Origin of the sequence: Streptomyces ossamyceticus (genome assembly GCF_001418475.1) — a bacterium.
GTDB classification, from domain to species: Bacteria; Actinomycetota; Actinomycetes; order Streptomycetales; family Streptomycetaceae; genus Streptomyces; species Streptomyces ossamyceticus.
In genome coordinates this window covers 1-19,452 of the sequence record NZ_LIQX01000197.1, presented here as the reverse complement: position 1 = coordinate 19,452, position 19,452 = coordinate 1, and the positions used below count along the sequence as shown (strand labels likewise).

General features: G+C 68.7%; 26 protein-coding genes. 21 read left to right on the top strand and 5 right to left on the bottom strand.

The window, feature by feature from the left end:
• Positions 1-5 precede the first annotated feature (5 nt).
• The 17 genes from AOK15_RS16060 to truA all read left to right on the top strand — a co-directional run bounded on the left by AOK15_RS16060 (position 6) and on the right by truA (position 11,153).
• On the top strand, positions 6-191 hold the full coding sequence (locus tag AOK15_RS16060; RefSeq protein WP_049567381.1) for a type Z 30S ribosomal protein S14: 186 nt from the start codon (positions 6-8) through the stop codon (positions 189-191).
• Between the two features lie 213 nt (positions 192-404).
• Positions 405-803 (top strand): 30S ribosomal protein S8, encoded by a 399-nt coding sequence (gene rpsH, locus AOK15_RS16055; RefSeq protein WP_007384075.1) that lies wholly within the window; start codon positions 405-407, stop codon positions 801-803.
• Positions 804-827: 24 nt separating this feature from the next.
• Positions 828-1,367, top strand: coding sequence for a 50S ribosomal protein L6 (gene rplF, locus AOK15_RS16050; RefSeq protein WP_055517273.1), 540 nt, complete (start codon positions 828-830; stop codon positions 1,365-1,367).
• A 3-nt stretch (positions 1,368-1,370) separates the two neighbouring features.
• The gene (rplR, locus tag AOK15_RS16045; protein ID WP_055517271.1) at positions 1,371-1,754 is read left to right on the top strand and encodes a 50S ribosomal protein L18; all 384 of its coding nucleotides are present in this window, start codon (positions 1,371-1,373) and stop codon (positions 1,752-1,754) included.
• Between the two features lie 39 nt (positions 1,755-1,793).
• Entirely contained in the window at positions 1,794-2,399 is a 606-nt protein-coding gene (gene rpsE, locus AOK15_RS16040; protein WP_004984517.1) for a 30S ribosomal protein S5, read from the top strand.
• A gap of 2 nt (positions 2,400-2,401) precedes the next feature.
• A complete protein-coding gene (rpmD, locus tag AOK15_RS16035) occupies positions 2,402-2,584 on the top strand; it encodes a 50S ribosomal protein L30 (protein WP_003974250.1) in 183 nt (60 codons plus the stop codon).
• Positions 2,585-2,586: 2 nt separating this feature from the next.
• Positions 2,587-3,042, top strand: coding sequence for a 50S ribosomal protein L15 (rplO, locus tag AOK15_RS16030; protein WP_055517269.1), 456 nt, complete (start codon positions 2,587-2,589; stop codon positions 3,040-3,042).
• A gap of 550 nt (positions 3,043-3,592) precedes the next feature.
• Positions 3,593-4,906 (top strand): preprotein translocase subunit SecY, encoded by a 1,314-nt coding sequence (secY, locus tag AOK15_RS16025; protein WP_055517268.1) that lies wholly within the window; start codon positions 3,593-3,595, stop codon positions 4,904-4,906.
• Entirely contained in the window at positions 4,906-5,568 is a 663-nt protein-coding gene (locus AOK15_RS16020; RefSeq protein ID WP_055517265.1) for an adenylate kinase, read from the top strand. The genes secY and AOK15_RS16020 overlap by 1 nt, the downstream gene beginning before the upstream one ends.
• 161 nt (positions 5,569-5,729) lie before the next feature.
• On the top strand, positions 5,730-6,566 hold the full coding sequence (map, locus tag AOK15_RS16015; RefSeq protein ID WP_055517263.1) for a type I methionyl aminopeptidase: 837 nt from the start codon (positions 5,730-5,732) through the stop codon (positions 6,564-6,566).
• A 284-nt stretch (positions 6,567-6,850) separates the two neighbouring features.
• Positions 6,851-7,072, top strand: a complete 222-nt coding sequence (gene infA / locus AOK15_RS16010) for a translation initiation factor IF-1 (protein ID WP_003948620.1) — start codon at positions 6,851-6,853, stop codon at positions 7,070-7,072.
• Positions 7,073-7,142: 70 nt separating this feature from the next.
• Complete coding sequence (gene rpmJ / locus AOK15_RS16005) at positions 7,143-7,256, top strand: 50S ribosomal protein L36 (RefSeq protein WP_003998809.1); 114 nt, start codon at positions 7,143-7,145, stop codon at positions 7,254-7,256.
• 196 nt (positions 7,257-7,452) lie between these two features.
• On the top strand, positions 7,453-7,833 hold the full coding sequence (gene rpsM / locus AOK15_RS16000) for a 30S ribosomal protein S13 (RefSeq protein WP_055517261.1): 381 nt from the start codon (positions 7,453-7,455) through the stop codon (positions 7,831-7,833).
• A gap of 66 nt (positions 7,834-7,899) precedes the next feature.
• Positions 7,900-8,304: a 30S ribosomal protein S11 gene (rpsK, locus tag AOK15_RS15995; protein ID WP_003956432.1), complete on the top strand. Its 405-nt coding sequence runs from the start codon at positions 7,900-7,902 to the stop codon at positions 8,302-8,304.
• Between the two features lie 135 nt (positions 8,305-8,439).
• On the top strand, positions 8,440-9,462 hold the full coding sequence (locus tag AOK15_RS15990) for a DNA-directed RNA polymerase subunit alpha (RefSeq protein ID WP_003966937.1): 1,023 nt from the start codon (positions 8,440-8,442) through the stop codon (positions 9,460-9,462).
• Positions 9,463-9,634: 172 nt separating this feature from the next.
• On the top strand, positions 9,635-10,141 hold the full coding sequence (rplQ, locus tag AOK15_RS15985) for a 50S ribosomal protein L17 (protein WP_055517259.1): 507 nt from the start codon (positions 9,635-9,637) through the stop codon (positions 10,139-10,141).
• A 148-nt stretch (positions 10,142-10,289) separates the two neighbouring features.
• Entirely contained in the window at positions 10,290-11,153 is an 864-nt protein-coding gene (gene truA / locus AOK15_RS15980; protein WP_055517257.1) for a tRNA pseudouridine(38-40) synthase TruA, read from the top strand.
• A gap of 22 nt (positions 11,154-11,175) precedes the next feature.
• Here truA and AOK15_RS15975 read toward each other — a convergent pair whose 3' ends face one another.
• On the bottom strand, positions 11,176-12,063 hold the full coding sequence (locus tag AOK15_RS15975; protein WP_063798991.1) for a hypothetical protein: 888 nt from the start codon (positions 12,061-12,063) through the stop codon (positions 11,176-11,178).
• 559 nt (positions 12,064-12,622) lie between these two features.
• On the opposite strand from AOK15_RS15975, the gene rplM reads away from it, so the two are divergent.
• The 3 genes from rplM (at position 12,623) to glmM (ending at position 15,239) form a co-directional block, all read left to right on the top strand.
• Positions 12,623-13,066: a 50S ribosomal protein L13 gene (gene rplM / locus AOK15_RS15970; protein ID WP_055517253.1), complete on the top strand. Its 444-nt coding sequence runs from the start codon at positions 12,623-12,625 to the stop codon at positions 13,064-13,066.
• A 42-nt stretch (positions 13,067-13,108) separates the two neighbouring features.
• On the top strand, positions 13,109-13,621 hold the full coding sequence (gene rpsI / locus AOK15_RS15965; protein WP_055517251.1) for a 30S ribosomal protein S9: 513 nt from the start codon (positions 13,109-13,111) through the stop codon (positions 13,619-13,621).
• 259 nt (positions 13,622-13,880) lie between these two features.
• Complete coding sequence (gene glmM, locus AOK15_RS15960) at positions 13,881-15,239, top strand: phosphoglucosamine mutase (protein ID WP_055517249.1); 1,359 nt, start codon at positions 13,881-13,883, stop codon at positions 15,237-15,239.
• A 131-nt stretch (positions 15,240-15,370) separates the two neighbouring features.
• On the opposite strand, the gene AOK15_RS15955 is transcribed toward glmM, so the two are convergent.
• Together AOK15_RS15955 and coaA are read right to left on the bottom strand one after the other, a co-directional pair.
• Entirely contained in the window at positions 15,371-16,312 is a 942-nt protein-coding gene (locus AOK15_RS15955) for a DUF389 domain-containing protein (RefSeq protein ID WP_055517247.1), read from the bottom strand.
• Positions 16,313-16,375: 63 nt separating this feature from the next.
• Positions 16,376-17,365, bottom strand: coding sequence for a type I pantothenate kinase (coaA, locus tag AOK15_RS15950; protein ID WP_055517245.1), 990 nt, complete (start codon positions 17,363-17,365; stop codon positions 16,376-16,378).
• Positions 17,366-17,566: 201 nt separating this feature from the next.
• Between coaA and AOK15_RS15945 the strand changes: the two genes are divergently transcribed.
• A complete protein-coding gene (locus tag AOK15_RS15945) occupies positions 17,567-17,776 on the top strand; it encodes a hypothetical protein (RefSeq protein ID WP_055517243.1) in 210 nt (69 codons plus the stop codon).
• Positions 17,777-17,849: 73 nt separating this feature from the next.
• On the opposite strand, the gene AOK15_RS15940 is transcribed toward AOK15_RS15945, so the two are convergent.
• Positions 17,850-18,041 carry a hypothetical protein gene (locus AOK15_RS15940; protein ID WP_055517241.1) on the bottom strand — a complete coding sequence of 64 codons (192 nt, stop codon included), beginning with the start codon at positions 18,039-18,041 and terminating at the stop codon, positions 17,850-17,852.
• 75 nt (positions 18,042-18,116) lie between these two features.
• Positions 18,117-19,452, bottom strand: a 1,336-nt coding sequence (locus AOK15_RS15935; RefSeq protein WP_055517239.1) for a bifunctional ADP-dependent NAD(P)H-hydrate dehydratase/NAD(P)H-hydrate epimerase, incomplete at its 5' end; no start/stop codon positions are given.

Sequence of the window (19,452 nt, the reverse complement as noted above, 5' to 3'; positions counted from 1 at the left end):
GCGAGATGGCGAAGAAGGCTCTGATCGCGAAGGCTGCCCGTAAGCCGAAGTTCGCCGTGCGCGGCTACACCCGCTGCCAGCGGTGTGGCCGTCCGCACTCCGTGTACCGCAAGTTCGGCCTGTGCCGCGTGTGCCTCCGTGAGATGGCTCACCGTGGCGAGCTGCCGGGCGTGACCAAGAGCTCCTGGTAATCCCAGCTTTTAGGGATTCCGGAAGCTCTCGGTAAGCACTGGGCGTGTCAGGCGCCCTCCCCTCCATGGCTTAGGCTGGGAGGGTTGGGCGCCTGATGGTCGCCCGTACGACTTACTACGCCGTAGGTCCACCGCACCGCACCCGCCTCGTCTCGGATCGAGGAGAGGGATGGGCACCTGGAAACCCCGGCGAGAGAGGCCGAAGGCCAATTCATGACCATGACTGATCCGATCGCAGACATGCTTACGCGTCTGCGGAACGCGAACTCGGCATACCACGACTCCGTGACGATGCCGGCATCGAAGATCAAGTCTCACATCGCGGAGATCCTCCAGCAGGAGGGCTTCATCACGGGCTGGAAGGTCGAGGACGCCGAGGTCGGCAAGAACCTCGTCCTGGAGCTGAAGTTCGGCCCCAACCGTGAGCGCTCCATCGCGGGCATCAAGCGGATCTCCAAGCCCGGTCTCCGGGTGTACGCGAAGTCCACCAACCTGCCGAAGGTGCTCGGCGGTCTCGGCGTGGCGATCATCTCCACGTCCCACGGGCTCCTCACCGACAAGCAGGCCGGCAAGAAGGGCGTAGGCGGAGAAGTCCTCGCCTACGTCTGGTAGCGGAAGGGAACGGAGGAAACAGCTATGTCGCGTATTGGCAAGCTCCCCATCACGGTTCCCGCCGGCGTGGACGTCACCATCGACGGCCAGACGGTCTCGGTCAAGGGCCCCAAGGGCACGCTGACCCACACCGTCGTGGCGCCGATCGAGATCGCCAAGGGTGAGGACGGCGTTCTGAACGTCACCCGCCCCAACGACGAGCGTCAGAGCAAGGCCCTGCACGGCCTGTCCCGCACGCTGGTGGCGAACATGATCACCGGCGTGACCCAGGGTTACGTGAAGAAGCTCGAGATCAGCGGTGTCGGTTACCGCGTGCAGGCCAAGGGTTCGAACCTCGAGTTCGCGCTCGGCTACAGCCACCCGATCACCGTCGAGGCGCCCGAGGGAATCACCTTCAAGGTGGAGACCCCGACCCGCTTCCAGGTCGAGGGCATCGACAAGCAGAAGGTCGGCGAGGTTGCGGCCAACATCCGCAAGCTGCGCAAGCCCGACCCGTACAAGGCCAAGGGCGTCAAGTACGAGGGCGAAGTCATCCGCCGCAAGGTCGGAAAGGCGGGTAAGTAAGCCATGGCATACGGCACGAAGATCGCTAAGGGCGACGCTTACAAGCGTGCTGCCATCAAGCGGCGCCACATCCGTATCCGTAAGAAGGTCAACGGTACGGCTGAGCGTCCCCGCCTGGTCGTGACCCGCTCGAACCGCCACATCGTGGCCCAGGTGATCGACGACCTCAAGGGTCACACCCTTGCGTCGGCGTCCACCCTGGACTCGTCCATCCGTGGCGGCGACGAGGACAAGTCGGCGCAGGCCGGCAAGGTCGGCGCCCTGGTCGCCGAGCGTGCCAAGGCCGCCGGTGTCGAGTCCGTCGTGTTCGACCGTGGTGGTAACCGGTACGCGGGTCGCATCGCGGCCCTGGCCGACGCCGCCCGCGAGGCCGGGCTCAAGTTCTGAGCTCGCTGCGTAGCTAGCGGAAAGAGAGAGGTAAATCCAATGGCTGGACCCCAGCGCCGCGGTGGCGGTGCCGGTGGCGGCGAGCGGCGGGACCGGAAGGGCCGTGACGGCGGCGCAGCTGCCGCCGAGAAGACCGCGTACGTTGAGCGCGTCGTCGCGATCAACCGCGTCGCCAAGGTTGTGAAGGGTGGTCGTCGCTTCAGCTTCACCGCGCTGGTCGTGGTGGGCGACGGTGACGGCACCGTGGGTGTCGGTTACGGCAAGGCCAAGGAGGTGCCGGCCGCCATCGCCAAGGGCGTTGAGGAGGCCAAGAAGCACTTCTTCAAGGTCCCCCGTATCCAGGGCACCATCCCGCACCCCATCCAGGGTGAGAAGGCTGCCGGCGTTGTGCTGCTCAAGCCCGCGTCCCCCGGTACCGGTGTTATCGCCGGTGGTCCGGTGCGTGCCGTGCTCGAGTGCGCCGGTATCCACGACGTGCTGTCGAAGTCGCTCGGCTCCGACAACGCGATCAACATCGTGCACGCGACCGTGGAGGCCCTGAAGGGTCTTCAGCGTCCCGAGGAGATCGCGGCCCGCCGTGGTCTGCCCCTCGAGGACGTCGCCCCCGCGGCTCTGCTCCGTGCGCGTGCCGGGGCGGGTGTGTGATCATGGCGCAGCTCAAGATCACGCAGGTCAAGTCCTACATCGGCAGCAAGCAGAACCACCGTGACACCCTGCGCTCCCTTGGTCTCAAGGGCATCAACACGCAGGTCGTCAAGGAGGACCGCCCCGAGTTCCGCGGCATGGTGCACACCGTCCGCCACCTCGTGACGGTCGAGGAGGTCGACTGATCATGGCGGAGAACAACCCGCTCAAGATCCACAACCTCCGTCCCGCCCCGGGCGCCAAGACCGCCAAGACCCGTGTCGGTCGTGGTGAGGCGTCGAAGGGTAAGACGGCCGGTCGTGGTACCAAGGGTACGAAGGCCCGTTACCAGGTTCCGGAGCGCTTCGAGGGTGGCCAGATGCCCCTCCACATGCGTCTTCCGAAGCTGAAGGGCTTCAAGAACCCGTTCAAGACCGAGTTCCAGGTCGTGAACCTCGACAAGCTGGCCGCGCTCTACCCCGAGGGTGGCGAGGTCACCGTCGAGGGTCTGGTGGCCAAGGGTGCCGTTCGCAAGAACAGCCTCGTCAAGGTCCTCGGCCAGGGCGAGATCTCCGTGGCGCTGCAGGTGACGGTCGACGCCGTCTCCGGCTCCGCCAAGGAGAAGATCACCGCCGCCGGCGGCAGCGTCACCGAGCTCATCTGAGTCCGGGCGGCCGCGCCGCGCAGCACGTAACGAAGGCCGGGTGGTTCCCCTCACGGGGGGAGCCGCTCGGCCTTCGGCGTTCACGCGGCGCGGCCTTCGGCGTTCACCCGGCGCGAAATGGCCGCGGCCGGCACTTCCGGCGCCGTCCCGCGGGGAACCTCGGCGGACGAGGACTCGTCGTACATCGTGGTGACTGTGTGGTAGCTCTCCGCGCGGCGAGTGCGGAGTCCGGCGGGCTTTCTGTGTCGTTTCCTCCGGTTCGTCGCCGCGGTCGGTGACAGGGGGAGACGCTCTGCGAAAGATCCCGTCGGGTGTGCGGACTTCGAACGCGTGACGGGATCCGGTGGGCGGCCGGTGATCGCGAATTGCTTGCCGCGCAAGCGAACTTCACCTGGCTGCACAGGCACTGTTAGAGTCCGTGAGGTCCACCTGTGCCCGCGCGAGGAAAGCCGTTCGGTGTCGGGGTGGTAGAAAACATCGTTCGGCCCACCGGGCCCTGTTGAAACGACTAGTCCCTACCGCGCGCGTCGCGGGGGTCGCAGGAGGAACCGTGCTCACCGCGTTCGCCCGGGCGTTCAAGACGCCCGACCTGCGCAAGAAGCTGCTCTTCACGCTCGGCATCATCGTGCTCTACCGGATCGGTACGCACGTCCCGATTCCCGGTATCGACTACACCGCTGTCCAGACCTGCATCGATGCGCAGAAGTCCAACTCGGGCCTCTTCGGTCTGGTCAACATGTTCAGCGGTGGCGCGCTGCTGCAGATCACGATCTTCGCGCTCGGCATCATGCCGTACATCACCGCGAGCATCATCCTGCAGCTGCTGACCGTGGTGATCCCGCGCCTCGAGGCCCTCAAGAAGGAGGGTCAGTCCGGTACGGCGAAGATCACGCAGTACACGCGGTACCTGACCGTGGCGCTGGCGATCCTTCAGGGCACCGGCCTGGTCGCCACGGCCCGCAGCGGTTCGCTCTTCCCGAACTGCCCGCAGGCCCAGCAGGTCGTGCCGGACCCGTCGATCTACACCACCATCGTCATGGTCATCACGATGACCGCCGGCACGGCGCTCGTCATGTGGCTCGGTGAGCTCATCACCGACCGCGGCATCGGCAACGGCATGTCGATCCTGATGTTCATCTCGATCGCCGCCACCTTCCCGGCCGCGCTGTGGGCCATCAAGGAGCAGGGCGACCTGGCGGACGGCTGGATCGAGTTCGCCACCGTCATCGCGGTCGGCTTCGTCATGGTCGCGCTGGTGGTCTTCGTCGAGCAGGCCCAGCGCCGTGTCCCGGTGCAGTACGCGAAGCGCATGATCGGCCGCCGGTCCTACGGCGGTACCTCGACGTACATCCCGCTGAAGGTGAACCAGGCGGGTGTGATCCCCGTCATCTTCGCGTCGTCGCTGCTCTACATCCCGGCGCTGATCGTCCAGTTCTCCGGATCGACGGCCGGCTGGGCCGCCTGGGTCACGAAGAACCTGGCGCAGCCGGACGCGCCCGTGCACATCACGATCTACTTCTTCTTGATCGTCTTCTTCGCCTTCTTCTACGTGGCCATCTCGTTCAACCCCGAGGAAGTCGCGGACAACATGAAGAAGTATGGTGGCTTCATCCCGGGCATCCGGGCTGGCCGACCGACCGCTGAGTACCTGTCGTACGTGCTCAACCGGATCACCTGGCCGGGTTCGCTGTACTTGGGTCTGATCGCTCTCGTCCCGACAATGGCGTTGGCTGGTTTCGGGGCAAACCAGAACTTCCCGTTCGGCGGTACCAGCATCCTCATCATCGTGGGTGTGGGTCTGGAGACGGTGAAGCAGATCGAGAGCCAGCTCCAGCAGCGCAATTACGAAGGGTTCCTCCGCTGATGCGAATCGTCCTCGTCGGGCCGCCGGGTGCGGGCAAGGGAACGCAGGCCGCGTTCCTCGCCAACAACCTGTCCATCCCGCACATCTCCACGGGCGACCTGTTCCGGGCCAACATCAGCAAGCAGACGGAGCTCGGCAAACTCGCGAAGTCCTACATGGACAAGGGCGAGCTGGTGCCGGACGAGGTCACCATCGCCATGGCCAAGGACCGGATGGAGCAGCCGGACGCCGTGAACGGCTTCCTGCTCGACGGCTTCCCGCGCAACGTCTCGCAGGCCGAGGCCCTGGACGTGACGCTCCAGGACGAGTCCATGACCCTGGACGCCGTGCTGGACCTGGAGGTCCCGGAGGACGAGGTCGTCAAGCGGATCGCCGGCCGGCGCATCTGCCGGAACGACTCGGCGCACGTCTTCCACGTCACGTACAAGCAGCCCCAGCAGGCCGGCGTGTGCGACGTCTGCGGCGGCGAGCTCTACCAGCGCGACGACGACTCCGAGGAGACCGTCCGCAAGCGCCTGGAGGTCTACCACACCCAGACCGAGCCGATCATCGACTACTACAAGGCCCAGGGCCTCGTGGTGACGATCTCGGCGCTCGGCAAGGTGGAAGAGGTCACCCAGCGCGCGATGGACGCGCTGAAGCGCGAGGACGACGGCCAGTAGCCGTCAGCGGTACGTCGGCCGCGGTGCCCGTCAGGGCGCCGCGGCCGTACTGTTGTGTAGGCAACCCGAACAACCCCGAGAACGACGAGCCGTGGGCGCCGGACGGACCCAGCGGCACAGTGGACGCCCGTAGGCGGAGAAGACGGAGAGCGCAGGACCTCATGGTGCAGATCAAGAGCCCCGAGCAGATCGCCAAGATGCGCGAGGCGGGGCTGGTCGTCGCCGCCATCCACGCGGCCACCCGTGAGGCGGCCGTGCCGGGCGCCTCCACGAAGGACCTCGACGACGTGGCCCGCAAGGTACTCGCGGAGCACGGCGCGAAGTCGAACTTCCTCGGGTACGGCGGCTTCCCCGCGACCATCTGCACCTCGGCCAACGAGGTCGTCGTGCACGGCATCCCGAGCGACGACGTCGTCCTGAAGGACGGCGACATCATCTCCATCGACTGCGGCGCCATCGTCGACGGCTGGCACGGGGACGCCGCGTACACGGCGTTCGTCGGCTCCGGCCACGCTCCCGAGCTGGTCGAGCTGTCGCGGGTCACCGAGGAGTCCATGTGGGCCGGGATCGCCGCGATGAAGCTGGGGAACCGGCTCGTCGACATCTCCCGCGCCATCGAGACGTACATCCGCCGGCAGCCGAAGCCGGGCGGCGGCAAGTACGGCATCGTCGAGGACTACGGCGGCCACGGCATCGGCACGGAGATGCACATGGACCCGCACCTGCTGAACTACGTCGAGCGGCGGCGCGGCAAGGGGCCGAAGCTGGTGCCGGGCTTCTGCCTGGCGATCGAGCCGATGGTGTCCCTGGGCACCCCGCGCACGGAGGTCCTGTCGGACGACTGGACCGTGGTGACGACCGACGGCACCTGGTCCTCGCACTGGGAGCACTCGGTCGCCCTGACCGAGCAGGGGCCGCTGGTGCTGACGGCGCCCGACGGCGGCCGGGCGAAGCTGGCGGAGCACGGCATCACGGCGGCGCCCGACCCGCTGGCCTGACGCGCCCGCCCTGGCACCGTCCCGAGCGCCCTCTCCCGGCCCCTGTGGCTCCCACCGGCCCTTCGGCGCGACCCCCGATCGCCCCGCCCCGTACGCCACGCATGGTGTGCCTCCGGGCGGGGCATCGTCATGAGAGACGGCCAGGAGCCAATTCGTCTTTCCGGGTGCGCTGACGTAGACTGACTCGTCGGCTCTCGTGTACCCGCATGTCCGCATGCGCCCGTAAGGGACTCACGGACGGGAAAGCAGGAGTCGATCAAGGTAGTCGATTCGAAGGGCGAAGCGTGGCCAAGAAGCAAGGTGCCATCGAGATCGAGGGCACTGTCGTCGAGTCTCTGCCGAACGCCATGTTCAAGGTCGAGCTCCAGAACGGCCACCAGGTCCTGGCACACATCAGCGGCAAGATGCGTATGCACTACATCCGCATCCTCCCTGACGACCGGGTCGTGGTGGAGCTGTCTCCGTACGACCTGACGCGTGGCCGGATCGTCTACCGCTACAAGTAGATCTTGCCCGCATCCGTGCCCCGGTTCTCCGGGTCGCGGGTGGTGGCACTGACCCGGAGAACCTCACCCAATGAAGGTCAAGCCGAGCGTCAAGAAGATCTGCGACAAGTGCAGGGTGATCCGCCGTCACGGTCGGGTCATGGTCATCTGCGAGAACCCGCGCCACAAGCAGCGCCAGGGCTGACGCACGTTCGACCGCTCCCTCTGCATCGACATCGCAGGGATTCGCGCGACGCGAGCTGAATATGTTCATACGCAGGACCCAGGCGCCCCAGGTGTCTGACACCCCCGGTCGGAGGCCGGGGACCCGGTTCGTACCTGGTACGGCGGCCGGGAGCCGGTTCTGCGGAAGACCTCCGAAGATCACCAGGAGCCATTGAATGGCACGCGTTTCCGGTGTTGACATCCCGCGCGACAAGCGCGTGGAGGTCGCCCTCACCTACGTATTCGGTATCGGCCGGACCCTCTCCCAGCAGACGCTGGCCGAGACCGGCATCGACCCGAACACCCGCGTTCGCGACCTCTCCGAGGAGCAGCTCGTCGCGATTCGTGAGTACGTCGACAACAACATCAAGACCGAGGGTGACCTCCGTCGCGAGGTCCAGGCCGACATCCGCCGCAAGGTGGAGATCGGCTGCTACCAGGGTCTCCGTCACCGCCGCGGTCTGCCTGTCCGCGGTCAGCGCACCAGCACCAACGCTCGCACCCGCAAGGGCCCGCGTCGCGCCATCGCCGGTAAGAAGAAGCCGGGCAAGAAGTAGTCCACAGCGGACTTCGCCGTCCAGCGGTCTTCGCTGTAGGACCGACCACCTCCCGTAGGAGTACAGATGCCCCCCAAGGGTCGTCAGGGCGCTGCCAAGAAGGTGCGCCGCAAGGAAAAGAAGAACGTCGCTCACGGCCACGCGCACATCAAGAGCACGTTCAACAACACGATCGTCTCGATCACGGACCCCTCGGGCAACGTGATCTCCTGGGCCTCCGCCGGCCACGTCGGCTTCAAGGGCTCCCGGAAGTCCACGCCGTTCGCCGCGCAGATGGCCGCCGAGTCGGCTGCCCGTCGCGCGCAGGAGCACGGCATGCGCAAGGTCGACGTGTTCGTCAAGGGCCCGGGTTCGGGTCGTGAGACGGCCATCCGTTCGCTTCAGGCGACCGGTCTCGAGGTCGGCTCCATCCAGGACGTCACGCCCACCCCGCACAACGGCTGCCGTCCCCCGAAGCGCCGTCGCGTCTGACCCTCCGGGTCGGACACACGGACTGCTTGGTCTGAGGTTTTCGGGCGGTACGGCTCTTACGGGGCGTACCGCCCGTACCCTTGTAGTACTCAAGGGCATCAAATAGTGGGTGCCCATGACTGAAGGACTCACCACATGCTGATCGCTCAGCGTCCCTCGTTGACCGAAGAGGTCGTCGACGAATTCCGCTCCCGGTTCGTGATCGAGCCGCTGGAGCCGGGCTTCGGTTACACCCTCGGCAACTCCCTCCGCCGCACGCTCCTGTCGTCGATCCCGGGTGCGGCGGTCACGTCCATCCGTATCGACGGTGTCCTGCACGAGTTCACCACCGTGCCGGGCGTCAAGGAGGACGTCACCGACCTGATCCTCAACATCAAGCAGCTGGTCGTCTCCTCGGAGCACGACGAGCCGGTCGTGATGTACCTGCGCAAGCAGGGCCCGGGTCTGGTCACCGCCGCCGACATCGCGCCCCCGGCCGGTGTCGAGGTGCACAACCCCGACCTGGTCCTCGCCACGCTCAACGGCAAGGGCAAGCTGGAGATGGAGCTGACGGTCGAGCGTGGCCGCGGTTATGTCTCCGCCGTGCAGAACAAGCAGGTGGGCCAGGAGATCGGCCGTATCCCGGTCGACTCCATCTACTCGCCGGTTCTCAAGGTCACGTACAAGGTCGAGGCGACTCGTGTCGAGCAGCGCACCGACTTCGACAAGCTGATCGTCGACGTCGAGACCAAGCAGGCCATGCGTCCCCGTGACGCGATGGCGTCCGCCGGTAAGACCCTGGTGGAGCTGTTCGGTCTGGCGCGCGAGCTCAACATCGACGCCGAGGGCATCGACATGGGTCCGTCCCCGACGGACGCCGCGCTCGCCGCGGACCTGGCGCTGCCGATCGAGGAGCTGGAGCTCACGGTCCGCTCCTACAACTGCCTCAAGCGCGAGGGCATCCACTCCGTGGGTGAGCTCGTGGCGCGTTCCGAGGCCGACCTGCTCGACATCCGCAACTTCGGTGCGAAGTCGATCGACGAGGTCAAGGCGAAGCTGGCGGGTATGGGCCTGGCGCTCAAGGACTCGCCTCCCGGGTTCGACCCCACCGCTGCGGCGGACGCGTTCGGCGCGGACGACGACGCGGACGCCGGGTTCGTGGAGACCGAGCAGTACTGAGTGCTCCGCGGGGAGGCCGTACTGCGACTGCGGGCCGGTTGTGGCTGGTCGCGCAGTTCCCCGCGCCCCTTCCAGGCCCCTTCGGGGGCCTGGATCTCTGACAGGCGACCGTCTGCTCAGATACTGACTCCGGTACCTAGTACGGCCGGGGCAGACACCTAGGAGAAACACCATGCCGAAGCCCACCAAGGGTGCCCGTCTGGGCGGCAGCGCCGCGCACGAGAAGCTGCTCCTCGCGAACCTCGCGAAGTCGCTGTTCGAGCACGGCCGCATCACCACCACCGAGGCGAAGGCCCGCCGTCTGCGGCCGTACGCCGAGCGTCTGGTCACCAAGGCGAAGAAGGGCGACCTTCACAACCGCCGTCAGGTGCTCTCGGTCATCACGGACAAGAGCATCGTGCACACGCTCTTCACCGAGATCGGCCCGCGGTACGAGAACCGTCCGGGTGGCTACACCCGTATCACCAAGATCGGTAACCGCCGTGGCGACAACGCGCCCATGGCTGTCATCGAGCTGGTCGAGGCGCTGACGGTCGCGCAGCAGGCCACCGGTGAGGCCGAGGCCGCCACCAAGCGTGCCGCCAAGGACGCGGAGACGCCGGCCGCTGACGCCAAGGTGGACACCGCCAAGGCCGACGACGCCGCCGACGAGGCTGCCGAGGAGTCCAAGGACGCGTGAGCGTCCTGCGGGGAGCTGCTCGTCCGCGGCCGCCGGTTCGCCGTGGTCGTTCGCGCGGTTCCCCGCGCCCCTGAAAAACGGGGCGCGTTTGAGCGGGCCTGTTCCTACGGGAGCGGGCCCGCTTTTCCGTACCTGAGAGGATCCAGGGGTGAGTGACGAAGTACAGCCCGGTCATGTCCGTGTGCGGCTGGACCTGTCCTACGACGGGACCGAGTTCTCCGGGTGGGCCAAGCAGGCCGCGGGGCGGCGGACCGTGCAGGGGGAGATCGAGGACGCGCTGCGGACCGTGACGCGGTCGGCGACGACGTACGAGCTGACCGTGGCAGGGCGGACCGATGCCGGGGTGCACGCCCGCGGGCAGGTGGCCCATGTCGACCTGCCGCGGGAGGTGTGGGACGAGCACCACGGGAAGCTGCTCAAGCGGCTCGCGGGGCGGCTGTCGAGGGACGTGCGGGTGTGGGCGCTCAGGGAGGCGCCGAGCGGCTTCAACGCGCGGTTCTCGGCCGTCTGGCGGCGGTACGCCTATCGCGTCACCGACAACCCCGGCGGTGTCGATCCGCTGCTGCGCAACCACGTGCTGTGGCACGACTGGCCGCTCGACGTGGACGCCATGAACGAGGCGGCCCGGGGGCTGCTGGGGGAGCACGACTTCGCGGCCTACTGCAAGCGGCGCGAAGGGGCGACCACCATCCGCACGCTCCAGGAGTTGAGCCTCGTGCGGGGCGACGACGGGATCATCACGGCGACCGTGCGGGCCGACGCGTTCTGCCACAACATGGTGCGCTCCCTCATCGGGGCGCTGCTCTTCGTGGGGGACGGACACCGGGGCGCCGAGTGGCCCGGCAAGGTGCTGGCCGCCGGGGTCCGGGACTCCGCCGTGCACGTCGTACGGCCGCACGGGCTGACCCTGGAGGAGGTCGGCTACCCCGCCGACGAGCTGCTCGCCGCACGGAACAAGGAGGCGCGGAACCGGCGGACCCTGCCGGGTGCGCCCGGGGGCGGCTGCTGCTGACCCCGGGCTGCTCCGGTGCTCGCTACTGACCGGCGGCGGCGGCGGAGGCCTGGGCCTGGCCGCGGCGGTGTATCTGCTCGAAGGTGAACTTGGCGAGGGCGTCGCCGGTGGTGAAGACGGCCGTGTCCTTCTTCGTCGTGTCCTTGCCGTTGGTGAAGCCGGTCACAGTGAAGTAGGCGTAGCGGCCGTAGGAGTTGGTGGTCGTGTAGCAGATCGTCGTACGGCAGAAGGTGGGCACGCCGTCACCCGAGAGCGAGGTGACGAGGCTCTTCTTGTCCGCGTCCGCCTTGACCTTGGCGGCCTGGGCCTCGGTGTCGAACAAGGCGACTCCGGCCGTGACCGCGATGTCGCCCCTGGAGTAGGTCACACGCATGACACGGGTGCAGTCGTTGCTGTTCAGGATCTTGTCGAGCGTGCCCTGGACGGCCGAGGCGCAGTCGGTCGTCGAGGCCGTGGGGCCCTTGCGGTAGACGCTGTCGTCCTCGGTGGTCATCTGGGAGCCCGGGAAGAGGATGTCCGGGCTGATCGGCGCCTTGTCCTTGCCCGAGCTGGAGATGAAGTCCTTCGGGTCCAGCGGGGGCGGGGCGGTGGTGGGCTCGAACGACGGATCCGTCCTGGTGCTCGCGCTCGGGATGTCCGTGGTGGCCGGGAGGTCACTGTTCGGGCCGCTCGCCGTGGTGGAGCCGCCGTCGGTGTTGACCACGGAGAAGGCCACGGCGGCGCCGATGCCGACCGTGGCGAGGGCGCCGCCGACGATCATCAGGAGTCGGCGGCGCCTGTTGCGTGATTCGGACTGTTCGGCCAGCGCGGCCCAGTCCGGGGTCTGGTTACTGGAGGAACTCCACTGATCGTCCCACGGAGTGCGGGAACCCCCGGGGCTCCACTGAGACCCCCCCTGCCCAAAGCTCATGGGCCGCAGTTTAGACGGGCGAGGGGAGGCCGTCTGCCGTTACGTGTCACGGCACTTACGGGCTACGCCTTGTCCTTCCAGCCGGCGATGAACTTGCGTGTGCTGTGGTCGCTCAGCCGGGCACCGAGTTAGTAGGACGATGCGGAAGCCGTGCCGGCGGTGCCCAGTGTCAGCGCGACACCGGCCGCCACGACCGAGGCGACCATGCCCTTGCGGAACTTCACGTGCGGACCCCGTTTCTGTGGTTGCTTGCCTGCTCTCACCCGCTTCGCGGCGAGTGAGACCGGAGCGTATCGAAGCCGGGGCGAAGTGGATCAAGGGCCACCCGGTCCCCGGGACGAGGGCCGTTTTGACCCGTCCGGGGCCGCACGGCTATTCTTCAGGTTCGTTATGTGTATTGGCTTGCTCATTCTCACGTGAGACGCCCTTACACCGGTCCACCGGGCCGATGACCAGCGACCAGCACGCGGTTTGCGTCACCGCTGTGCGGTCAGGGCTGTCGTGATCGTCTTCGGTGACCTTGTCAGGAACCTCACTGAAGAAGCGAAGGCTACGAACCGTGCGTACGTACAGCCCCAAGCCCGGCGATGTGACGCGCCAGTGGCACGTCATCGACGCTCAGGACGTTGTCCTGGGTCGTCTCGCCACCACCGCCGCGACCCTGCTTCGCGGGAAGCACAAGCCGATCTACGCCCCCCACGTCGACACTGGTGACTTCGTCATCATCATCAACGCGGACAAGGTGCACCTGTCCGGCAACAAGCGGACCCAGAAGATGGCCTACCGCCACTCCGGTTACCCGGGTGGTCTGCGCTCCGTCCGTTACGACGAGCTGCTGGCGAAGAACCCCGAGAAGGCCGTCGAGAAGGCCGTCAAGGGCATGCTTCCCAAGAACTCCCTGGGCCGTCAGATGCTCTCCAAGCTGAAGGTCTACTCGGGCGACCAGCACCCGCACACTGCCCAGCAGCCGGTGCCGTTCGAGATCACCCAGGTCGCGCAGTAAGTCCGGCCACCCCCTAAGCCTGAAGAGAATCTGAGGAGAATCGTGGCCGAGACCACTGCCGAGCAGCCGCTCGAAGAGCTTGACATCGACAGCTACACCACGGAGTCGGACGTCCCCGTCGAGGGCGAGTACACCACCGAGTCCATGGCCTCCCGCTTCGGCGAGCCCCAGCCGGCCGCCGGCCTGGGCCGCCGCAAGAACGCCATCGCGCGCGTTCGCATCGTGCCGGGCACCGGCAAGTGGAAGATCAACGGGCGGACGCTCGAGGACTACTTCCCGAACAAGGTGCACCAGCAGGAGGTCAACGAGCCGTTCAAGGTTCTTGAGCTCGAGGGCCGCTACGACGTCATCGCCCGCATCGCCGGTGGCGGCGTCTCCGGCCAGGCCGGTGCGCTCCGTCTCGGTGTCGCCCGCGCCCTGAACGAGGCCGACGTCGACAACAACCGTGGCGCCCTCAAGAAGGCCGGCTTCCTCCGCCGCGACGACCGTGCGGTCGAGCGCAAGAAGGCCGGTCTGAAGAAGGCCCGCAAGGCTCCGCAGTACAGCAAGCGCTAAACACCGCTCTGCTGCACCGCACGCAACGCCCCGGTGGCACGTACCTGTGCCGCCGGGGCGGTTTGCGTAGCAGGGCCGCCGCTGTTCCCGCACGACTACACGCAGACTGCCGGTACAACCCCGAACGGGGGAGGACGGTCTCAGGGGATGTACTTGGTCCGGGGGGTACCGGACACTCGGGGGACAACCGGTGGGGGACGCCCGGTACGGGACCACCTGGTAAGAGCCGCACATTCTCAGCAATTCGGAGGACACCACAGTGGGACGACTCTTCGGCACGGACGGCGTGCGCGGTGTCGCCAACGCGGATCTGACGGCCGAGCTCGCGCTCGGACTCTCCGTCGCGGCGGCACACGTACTCGCCGAGGCGGGCACGTTCGAAGGCCACAAGCCGGTGGCGGTGGTCGGGCGGGATCCGCGAGCGTCCGGGGAGTTCCTCGAGGCGGCCGTCGTGGCCGGCCTCGCCAGCGCGGGCGTCGACGTGCTGCGCGTCGGTGTGCTGCCCACCCCCGCGGTGGCGTTCCTCACCGGCGAGCTGGGCGCCGACCTCGGCGTGATGCTCTCCGCCAGCCACAACGCCATGCCCGACAACGGCGTCAAGTTCTTCGCCCGCGGCGGGCACAAGCTCGCCGACGAGCTGGAGGACAAGATCGAGGCCGTGTACGAGGAGCACCGGACCGGGGCGCCCTGGGACCGGCCGACCGGCGCGGGCGTCGGACGGGTCCGCTCCTACGACGAAGGGTTCGAGCGGTACGTCGCGCACCTGCTGTCCGTGCTGCCGAACCGGCTCGACGGGCTGAAGATCGTCCTCGACGAGGCGCACGGCGCGGCCGCCGGGGTCTCCCCGGAGACGTTCACCCGCGCCGGCGCCGAGGTCGTCACGATCGGGACCGAGCCGGACGGGCTCAACATCAACGACGGGTGCGGGTCCACGCACCTCGGGAAGGTGCGCGCCGCGGTCGTCGAGCACGGGGCACACCTCGGCATCGCCCACGACGGGGACGCCGACCGGTGTCTCGCCGTCGACCACGAGGGCAACGAGGTCGACGGGGACCAGATCCTCGCCGTGCTCGCCCTCGACATGCGGGAGCGGGGGGTGCTCCGCTCGGACACCGTGGTCGCCACCGTCATGTCCAACCTCGGCTTCAAGCTGGCACTGGAGCGGGAGGGACTGCGGCTCGTCCAGACGGCGGTCGGGGACCGGTACGTGCTGGAGGAGATGAAGCAGCACGGGTACGCCCTCGGCGGCGAGCAGTCCGGGCACGTCATCGTCCTCGACCACGCGACCACCGGGGACGGCACGCTGACCGGGCTGCTGCTGGCGGCGCGGATCGCGCGGACCGGGCGCACGCTCAAGGACCTCGCGGGGGTCATGGAGCGGCTGCCGCAGGTGCTCATCAACGTGCCGGACGTGGACCGGACGCGGGTGGGGACGTCCGCGGAGCTGGCCTCCGCGGTGGCTGACGCGGAGCGGGAGCTGGGGTCCACCGGGCGGGTGCTGCTGCGGCCCTCGGGGACCGAGCCGTTGGTGCGGGTGATGGTGGAGGCCGCCGATATCGAGCAGGCTCGGTCTGTGGCCGGGCGGTTGGCCGACGCGGTGAAATCGGCGCTGGGGTAGGGCGTCGGTTCGGTGCCGGGTTCGGGGTGCCGGGTTCTGTGTCGTGCGGGCTGCGGGTTTGTTGTGGCTTGTCGCGCCCACGCGGCGGAGCCGCATAGAGACACAGCCCCGCGCCCCTTGATCGACCCGGGCTATCGGGCGCCCTTCGTCACGGCTCGTTGCCGTGACCAGAGCCACTTCTGGAGGATCAGGGTCAGGGTGGCCGCCAGGATGATGCCCGCCAGGTTCAGCAGGAGTTGGTTCGTCGAGCCCACCGTCTGCTTCGTGTCGCCGTAGGCCAGGGCCACCGCCGCGTTCGCCGCCGCCGGGACCGTGGTGACCGAGATGGCCACGCCCACCAGGGTGCCCGACTTCGCCGATGTCAGGGACAGGGTGCCCGCGATGCCGGCGAGGACGGCGACGATGAAGGAGAACGCGTCGGGGGCGTAGACGAACGCGGTGCTGGGGCGGTCGGCCTCCAGTTTGGCCTCGGTGAAGTAGCCGAGCGCGTCCATGAAGACGGTGAAGCCGACCGTCACCGCCATCGCCACCGCGAAGCCCACGAGCAGGGCGATCAGGGAGCGGAGCGCCAGCCGCGGGTGGCGTTGCACGATGGCCGTGCTCAAGCCGGCCAGGGGGCCGAACTCGGGGCCGACGGCCATCGCGCCGACGATGAGGATCGCGTTGTCGAGGACCACACCGCACGCGGCGATCATCGTGGCGAGGGTGATGAACGCGACATAGGTGACGGAGAGCGTCGACTCCTCGTGCGTCGCGTCCGCCAGATGCTCCCACAGCACGGCGTCGGCGCCCTCGCCCGGTGCCTCCTTCTCGGCGTTGTCGGCGCGCTCGGACAGCGACAGGTCGATGTTCTCGACGGCGATCGAGCCGGTCCTGTCCAGGTGCAGCTCGCGGAGCGCGCCGATCAGTTCGTCGCCCGCCTCGCGCGCGACGTCGCACATGACGACGTCGCCGGCGGGGTCGCGGGCTGCGCCCGGCACCACGACGAGATGGGTGGTACCGACCGTCGACTCGATCAGGCGTACCACCTCGTCGGTCCGGTCGGCCGGGGTGATCAGGCGCAGATGCAGCATGGTGCCTTTTTAACAGCACCCGTTGAGCGGCCCGCCGTCACGGGTGCGGCACTCGGTCGGGCCTCACAGTTTGCGCAGGCTGAGGCGCTTCACCTTGTGGTCGGAGCCCTTGCGGATGATCAGGGTGGCGCGGCCCCGGGTGGGTGCGATGTTCTCGATCAGGTTGGGCTTGTTGATGGTGCGCCACTGTGTGCGGGCGTAGTCGAGTGCCTCCTCCTCGGAGACCTGGGTGTACTTGCGGAAGTACGAGGACGGGTCCTGGAAGGCGGTCTCCCGCAGCTTCCGGAAGCGGTTCAGGTACCAGCGCTCGACGTCGTCGGCGTGGGCGTCGACGTACACACTGAAGTCGAAGTAGTCCGCGAGACCGACGCGGGTGCGGCCGTCCTTGCCGGGGAGGGCGGGCTGGAGGACGTTCAGGCCCTCGACGATGAGGATGTCGGGGCGGCGGACCGTGAGCCGGCGGTCCGGGACGATGTCGTAGATGAGGTGGGAGTAGACGGGGGCCGTCACCTCGTCCTTGCCGGCCTTGATGTCGGCGACGAAGCGGGTGAGCGTACGGCGGTCGTACGACTCGGGGAAGCCCTTGCGGGAGACCAGGCCGCGTTCGCGGAGGTCCTTCATGGGGAGCAGGAAGCCGTCCGTGGTGACCCGCTCCACACGCGGGTGCTCGGGCCAGCGGGCGAGGAGGGCCTGGAGGAGACGGGCGACGGTGGACTTGCCGACGGCCACGGAGCCGGCGACGCCTATGACGAACGGGGTGCCCGACTGGGAACCCTGCTCGCCGAGGAACGTGTTGAGGGCGCCGCGCAGGCCGTGGGTGGCGCCCACGTAGAGGTTGAGGAGCCGGGACAGCGGCAGGTAGATGTCCCGTACCTCGTCGAGGTCGATGACGTCGCCCAGGCCACGCAGCTTCTCGACCTCCTCGGCGGTCAGTGGCAGCGGCGTCTTGTCACGCAGCGCGCTCCACTCGGTACGGGTGAGGTCGACGTAGGGAGTCGCCTCCGGCCTGGGCCGGTTGGCGCTCCGCGGCAACGAGGAGACCGGTGAGATCACAGTCCATTGTTAACGGAGTTCGAACGGGGTGGCGGGGTGGGGTCCGTCACCCTCGGCCGGGGCGCGGTGGCGGACAGGGTCCGTGTCGGGTCCCCATTGTGGGTGAACCGTGGTGAAGGTATGGACCTGGGGTGCGGGGAGGACTAGCGTCCCCGGCAGTCGGGAGGGAGCCGCCTCCCGACGTACCTGAGGGGCGATCGGGTGGCTTCCGTATGGTCTACGCGCGCTGACCAGGAGTTCGCCGGGCAGGTCTGCAGTGAGCTGGCGGACGATCTGCCGGACGAGGATCTGGGCGAGTGCCTCGACGACGCCATGGACATGTACCGGATGGGCAGCAAGCCGCGGTGCGAGGAGATCGAGTATCTGGGGATGGTGCGGGACGCCATCGACCGGATCGAGGAGGGGGAGTGAGCCGCCGGAGAGGCGGCCGGTACGGGACGTGCGGGGAACCGGGGCCTGTCCTTGGTCTGCCGGTGAGCGCGCCCTAGTCCATGGCTGCCGTGGAGTAGGCGATGGCGACGGCCACCACGAGGGTGAGGGCGATCAGGGCGACCACGGCCATGGCCAGCAGCCAGGTCGTGCCGGCGATCGCCGCCCAGCCGAGCCGCGTCGTGCGCCGGGCCCGCTGGATCTCGTCGGCGAGGTCGCTGTCGTCGTACCGGTCACGCTCATGCATGGTGTGCTCCCCGTCACTGTCAGAGTGAGGCGTAGTCGGCGTCCCCCGAGGGGGGCGCCGTCCGCCGTTCGGTGTTCATGCCGTGATGTCCCGCCATGCCGCCGGGATGGCGTCCGCGACGTCCTGGGCGGCGGTGGGGGCGCCGTTCGCGGCGTAGCGGCCCGCCAGGCCGTGGAGGTATGCCGCCGCGCTCGCCGCGTCCAGGGGGGCGAGGCCGGCGGCCAGCAGGGAGCCGGTGAGGCCGGACAGGACGTCGCCGCTGCCGGCGGTGGCCAGCCACGGGGTACCGGTGGGGTTCACCCGGACCGGGGTGGCGTCGTCGGGCCCGGCGATCAGGGTCGTGGACCCCTTGAGGAGGACCGTGGCGTCGTAGCGGCGGGCCAGCTCCCGTACGGCGGTCAGCCGGGCGGACTCGACCTCCTCGCGGGCGACGCCCAGCAGCGCGGCGGCCTCGCCCGCGTGCGGGGTCATCACGGTTGGGGCGGTACGGGCCCGTACGGCGGCCACGTCCGCGAGGCGCAGGCCGTCGGCGTCCAGGAGGACGGGCACATCGCTGGAGAGTGCCTCGGCGACCGGGGTCGCGTCGTCGCCCGCGCCGGGGCCGGTCACCCACGCCTGGACCCGCCCGGCCCGCTTCGGGCCGCTGTCCGACACCAGGGTCTCCGGGAAACGGGCGAGGACGGCGTCGGCGGCCGGGCCCACGTAGCGGACGGCGCCGGCGCCGGAGCGCAGGGCGCCGGCGACCGCGAGGACCGCGGCCCCCGGGTAGCGGGCCGAACCGGCGGCGATGCCCACGACTCCCCGGCGGTACTTGTCGCTCTCCGCGGCGGGGTGGGGGAGGAGGTCGGCCAGGTCGGCGTGTTGGAGGGACTCCAGGTCCGGGGTGGCGGGGAGCGTGCTCGCCAGGCCGATGTCGATCAGGCGCACGGAGCCGGCGTACGCGCGGGCCGGGTCGATGAGCAGGCCCGGCTTGTGGGTGCCGAAGGTGACGGTGAGGTCGGCGCGGAGCGCTGTGCCGTGGATTTCGCCGGTGTCGGGTTCGATGCCGCTCGGGAGGTCCACAGCGACGACCGTGGCGCGGGAGGCGGTGACGAGTTCGGCGAGGTGGGCGGCGTCGGGGCGGAGACCGCCCTTGCCGCCGATGCCGACGACGCCGTCCAGGACGAGGTCGGCGCGGGCGATGACGTCCGCGGCGGCGTCCGGCGTGGTGGTGGTGCCGCCGGCTCGGAGGAGGGCCTTCAGGGCGTCCGGGTGGGTGCGGTCCGGGGCGAGCAGCACGGCGGTCACTCCCGCGCCGCGCTTGGCCAGGCGGGCGCCGGCGTACAGGGTGTCGCCGCCGTTGTCCCCGCTGCCTGTGAGGAGGACGACGCGGCTGCCGTAGACCCGGCCGAGCGCGTCCGCGCAGGCCGCG